The organism is Synechococcus sp. Cruz CV12-2-Slac-r (genome assembly GCF_024346075.1).
Taxonomy (GTDB): Bacteria; Cyanobacteriota; Cyanobacteriia; order PCC-6307; family Cyanobiaceae; genus Synechococcus_D.
Genome location: NZ_JAGQEK010000129.1, coordinates 1 through 4464, shown reverse-complemented (window position 1 = coordinate 4464; position 4464 = coordinate 1). Strand labels below are relative to the sequence as shown.

General features: G+C 46.8%; 6 protein-coding genes. 2 read left to right on the top strand and 4 right to left on the bottom strand.

Going from position 1 to position 4464, the window contains the following annotated elements; translation table 11 throughout:
• Positions 1-62: 62 nt before the first annotated feature.
• Positions 63-608: a bifunctional nuclease family protein gene (locus tag KB557_RS09165; RefSeq protein ID WP_255133475.1), complete on the bottom strand. Its 546-nt coding sequence runs from the start codon at positions 606-608 to the stop codon at positions 63-65.
• Between the two features lie 63 nt (positions 609-671).
• On the opposite strand from KB557_RS09165, the gene KB557_RS09160 reads away from it, so the two are divergent.
• Entirely contained in the window at positions 672-1310 is a 639-nt protein-coding gene (locus KB557_RS09160) for a riboflavin synthase (RefSeq protein ID WP_255133477.1), read from the top strand.
• Positions 1311-1342: 32 nt separating this feature from the next.
• Positions 1343-1891, top strand: a complete 549-nt coding sequence (locus KB557_RS09155; protein ID WP_255133473.1) for an HdeD family acid-resistance protein — start codon at positions 1343-1345, stop codon at positions 1889-1891.
• 7 nt (positions 1892-1898) lie between these two features.
• Here KB557_RS09155 and KB557_RS09150 read toward each other — a convergent pair whose 3' ends face one another.
• The 3 genes from KB557_RS09150 to KB557_RS09140 all read right to left on the bottom strand — a co-directional run.
• On the bottom strand, positions 1899-2294 hold the full coding sequence (locus tag KB557_RS09150) for an AbrB family transcriptional regulator (protein ID WP_255133471.1): 396 nt from the start codon (positions 2292-2294) through the stop codon (positions 1899-1901).
• Positions 2295-2352: 58 nt separating this feature from the next.
• Positions 2353-2976, bottom strand: coding sequence for a heme-copper oxidase subunit III (locus tag KB557_RS09145; RefSeq protein ID WP_255133469.1), 624 nt, complete (start codon positions 2974-2976; stop codon positions 2353-2355).
• On the bottom strand, positions 2976-4464 hold a 1489-nt coding region (locus tag KB557_RS09140; RefSeq protein ID WP_255133467.1), incomplete at its 5' end, for a cbb3-type cytochrome c oxidase subunit I. The genes KB557_RS09145 and KB557_RS09140, both read right to left, overlap by 1 nt.

Sequence of the window (4464 nt, the reverse complement as noted above, 5' to 3'; positions counted from 1 at the left end):
TGGTGCCAAGGGTGAAAAGGGATACCGCTGGCCCCTTGCCAAAGGCTCGGCGGCTAGCGGTGTTAGCTGGATTTTGGCTGGGGAGCTCCATCGCTATCTGGATCTCGATCAGGTTGGGCTCTGCCTTGTTGGCGGATCAGTTCAGCAGGGCTGAGGCCGTCAACAAAACGACGAAAATCGGCGATTTCTTCTGCATCAGCTTCTGCATCCACTGGAATCGATGCATCACTCACCACTTCTTCCAGCATCCAAAGACTGCTGCCAGTGCGCAAAGCAAGAGCAATCGCATCACTGGGGCGGCAATCAATTTCGTGGTTTTCACCACTGTGATCAACCACCTTAAGCAGGGCTCTAAAGGTGTTTGCCTCAATGCTGTGGATAACAACCCGTTCCAGTTCTAAACCTGCTACAGCCATCAGATTTGCCATTAAGTCGTGGCTGAGGGGCCTGTGGGGGCTCTGCTCTTGCAGCCCCGCAACAATGTTTTGAGCTTGTGATTGATCGATCCAAATCGGCACTTGGCGCCGGCCGGAAGGATCTCGCAGCAGCACGATTGGGCTTCTACTGGCGGCATCAAGGGCAATCCCAGCCACCGTCATTTCCACCATGGCAACGGTGATGTGGGCACCATGATTATGGCTAGATCACAAATCACCCACACCCCAAACAAGATGTTTACGGGATTAGTGCAGGCCATCGGCCAGCTTTATCCCTTGTCTGGCGCCTTACGGGTGCAGTGGCAGGGCCATGGCTTAACCCCTTTGAAACGGGGCGACAGCGTTGCGGTAGACGGCGTTTGCTTAACGGTTCGTGAACTGCTCAGCGATGGTTTTGAAGCTGATGTGAGCGCTGAAACCCTTGCCAGATCTACTTTGGCTCAACGTTCAAAAAGTGCTGCTTGGGTGAATCTGGAGCCAGCTTTAGCCCTAAGTGATCGGCTTGGCGGCCATTTAGTGAGTGGCCATGTGGATGGTCTTGGAGTGGTGCGAGCAATTGAGCAGGAAGGTAATTCCTGGCGTTTGGAATTGGCTTGGCAGGATTCTGCCTTTGATCGCTATATCTGCGAAAAGGGCAGCATTGCTGTGAATGGCATCAGCCTCACCGTGGCGGGCACTGTTGCCAATGCTTTCTGGATGGCGGTGATACCCGTTAGCTGGGAGCAAACCACGCTTAAATTTTTAAAAGTTGGTGATTTAGTGAATCTTGAAGCAGATCTTTTGGCTAAATATGTTGAAAAACTACTCCGATCACCTCGCGCTGATGTGAACATTGATAAGCACTGGTTGCTGGAAAATGGCTGGACTGCTTAGCTAAGTAAAACTTGTGGGTATCGCCTCAAACCATGTTGAAAACTTTCACAATTGCTGAAGGCATCCTGTTGCTTGTTTTGGGCTTTTTAGCTCTGATATTTCCAGTGGTGGCTTCTTTTGGTGTTACTGCTGTGGTGGGTATCGCCTTCTTAGTTGGCGGTATTGTTGGTTGGATAAATAACATAAGCCGCCGCAACGAATTAAAAGCTTGGTTGGTATTTTGGCGCTTGGTGGTTTCCACTTTGTTTTTAATTGCAGGTATTTCAATCCTGCAACAGTTTTCCAGTGGACCCGTTGATGCTGTAGCGCAGGTATTAGCCCTTAGTGTTGCAATTGGGATTGTGTTTGTTGTTGAAGGTGTTGTGGCGATCGCTGCAGCTCTCAGCCATCAAGAAATCAACGGCTGGCGTTGGGGATTAGCAAATGGAGTTGTTACTTTGATACTTGGCGCTTTAATTGTTTCTATGAAATTTGGGGGTTTGTTATCGGTACTTGGAATATTGGTGGGAATTAGTTTTCTCTTCTCAGGGATTGATTTAATTGCCTTTGGCAGTAGCCTGCATAAGGAAAAGAACGTGTGATTTCTAATTAACTTTCGGCGCTATTTTCTAAACTATCTTCAGTTCCCTCACTATTAATGGGGCGCAACCAAATGGTGCCAGTTTCTTCATGCAGTTCAATGCTGCATTCTTGGCCTGGTTCAAGGCCAAGCTTTTTGGTGTAGGCATGGCCCACTAATAAATTGCCGTTTCCATGCACCCGGGTGCGATATTCGGCATGTCTGCCTCGAAACCCATCGCTATCAACCTCTGGAGTAGCAAAGCCTTTGGCCTGTACTAACGCCTTAAGAAAAGCCTTTTTTAATACCCTGCCGCCTGGCCCCACAAATCCGCAGGCCTTAGCAATTTGATCAATGCTATTACTGCTTAAATCTCGGGCCTTATTGATTAGGGCTTCGCCGCTTAGATGTTCAGTGGAAATCATATAAAAGCTCTAGCTCATTTGATTCTTACCTGCATGATGCCTTTGAAGCAAGCATTTATCAAAGCAGATAAAGGATTCCGAACAGAATTACCCAAATCACATCAACGAAGTGCCAGTAAAGCTCCACTGCTTCGATACCAAAATGCTTTTCTGGGGTGAAATAGCCAGGTTGAGAAGCTTGAGCCCACACGATCAAAATCATCAAAGCCCCAAGCGTTACGTGCAGGCCATGAAATCCAGTGAGAGCATAGAAAGTGCTGGCAAATAGGTTGTCTGTAAGGCCGAAAGGTAGATGGAAATACTCATACATTTGGCCAGCAAGAAAGGCGATGCCCATTAGGGCTGTGGTGAGTAGCCAGCCGCGGCAGGCACCCATCGCACCTTTCATTAATTCCTTAGTGGCCCGATGAAAGGTGAAGCTGCTGGCGATTAAAACGGCGGTGTTAATGGTGGGCAAGAGCAGTTCAAGCTCATAAATTGCACCTTCAGGTAATGGATTAACAGCGCGGAAGGTGAGGTAAGCAGCAAAAAAACCTGCGAAGGTCATGCCGTCGGCTACTAAAAAAGTAGCCAAACCAAACATGCGTAGGTCTGGGTGTTCCGCGTGGCCTGAGTTGTGATCGTTGGCTGCGTGCTCAATTTCGGTGCTGCTGACAGCTACAGCTGGGCGGGTGCTTGTCATTAGGAATTCCTCCAAAGATCACTACCTGTGGCCACATTTAGATCAATAAGCCCCGGTTCGGTGCCATAACCATAGGGTTCATGCACCACTGGGGCAGCTCCTTTCCAGTTCTCAACGGGCGGAGGAGAACTTGTAAGCCATTCGGGCGTTAGGGCGCGCCAAGGATTATCCCCAGCTTCAGCGCCCCACCAAATACTGCCTATTACATTAATTAGGAAAGGAATAGTGCTAATCGCCATTAATAAAGCTCCAACGCTGCTGAGTTGATTCATAAAAGTAAATTGTGGATCATATTCAGCAACGCGCCTCGGCATACCATTTAAACCAAGCCAATGCTGAGGGCCAAAACAAAGGTTGAAGCCGATAACAGTTAGAACTAAGTGCAATCTACCCAGATGTTCGTTATGCATGCGACCAGTAAATTTCGGATACCAATGATAAATTGATGCAAATATTACAAAAACTGTTCCTCCGTAAACAATGTAGTGAAAATGCGCAACAACAAAATAAGTATCATGCACATGCACATCAAATGGCACCTGGGCAAGAGCTACTCCAGTGATACCACCGAATACAAATTGAAGAATAAAAGCGCATGAAAACAACATCGCGCTATTGAGAGCAATTCGACCTTGCCAAATGGTGGCGATCCAGTTGAAGAATTTTATCCCGGTTGGCACGGCGATAAAAGCGGTGGCGATTGTGAAAAACAATCTCATCCAGGGCGGGGTGCCACTTGTGAACATATGATGAGCCCAAACAACTAAACCAAGCACTACAATTGCAAGTATTGAATACACCATTGTTACGTAACCAAATAATGGTTTTCGAGCGTGAATTGGTAGAATCTCACTCACCAAACCAAATGCTGGTAAAACCATTATATAAACAGCTGGATGAGAATAAAACCAAAACAAGTGCTGATATACAACCACATTGCCACCTTGAGATGGATTGAAAAATCCAGTATGGGCAACAATATCCATGCTTAAAAGTATTAAAGTGCCAGCAAGTACAGGGGTTGATAGCACAACTAAAATACTGGTACCGAGCATTGCCCAGCAATACATAGGCATTTGCAGTAATTTTAAACCTGGCTGACGGAATTTTAATATCGTGGCAATGAAATTAATGCCACCAAATATTGAACTGCCCCCAAGTAGTAAAACGCTCACGATCCATATAATTTGTCCCATTGCTGGGGTTGTGAGGCTTAGTGGTGGGTAGGCTGTCCAACCAGATTGTGCCGCTCCGCCAATAAAATAACTGCTAATAAGTAATAAGCCCGCAGGGGGGATCATCCAAAATGCAACTGCATTAAGGCGTGGGAAAGCCATATCTCGGGCGCCCACATAAAAAGGAATTAGATAATTACCAAAACCACCATTAACAACTGGCACGATCCAGAGAAATATCATAATAGTGCCGTGCAAAGTAAGCACTTGGTTATAGGTTTCTCTAGTAACAAAATCAGATATTGGTGTAGCA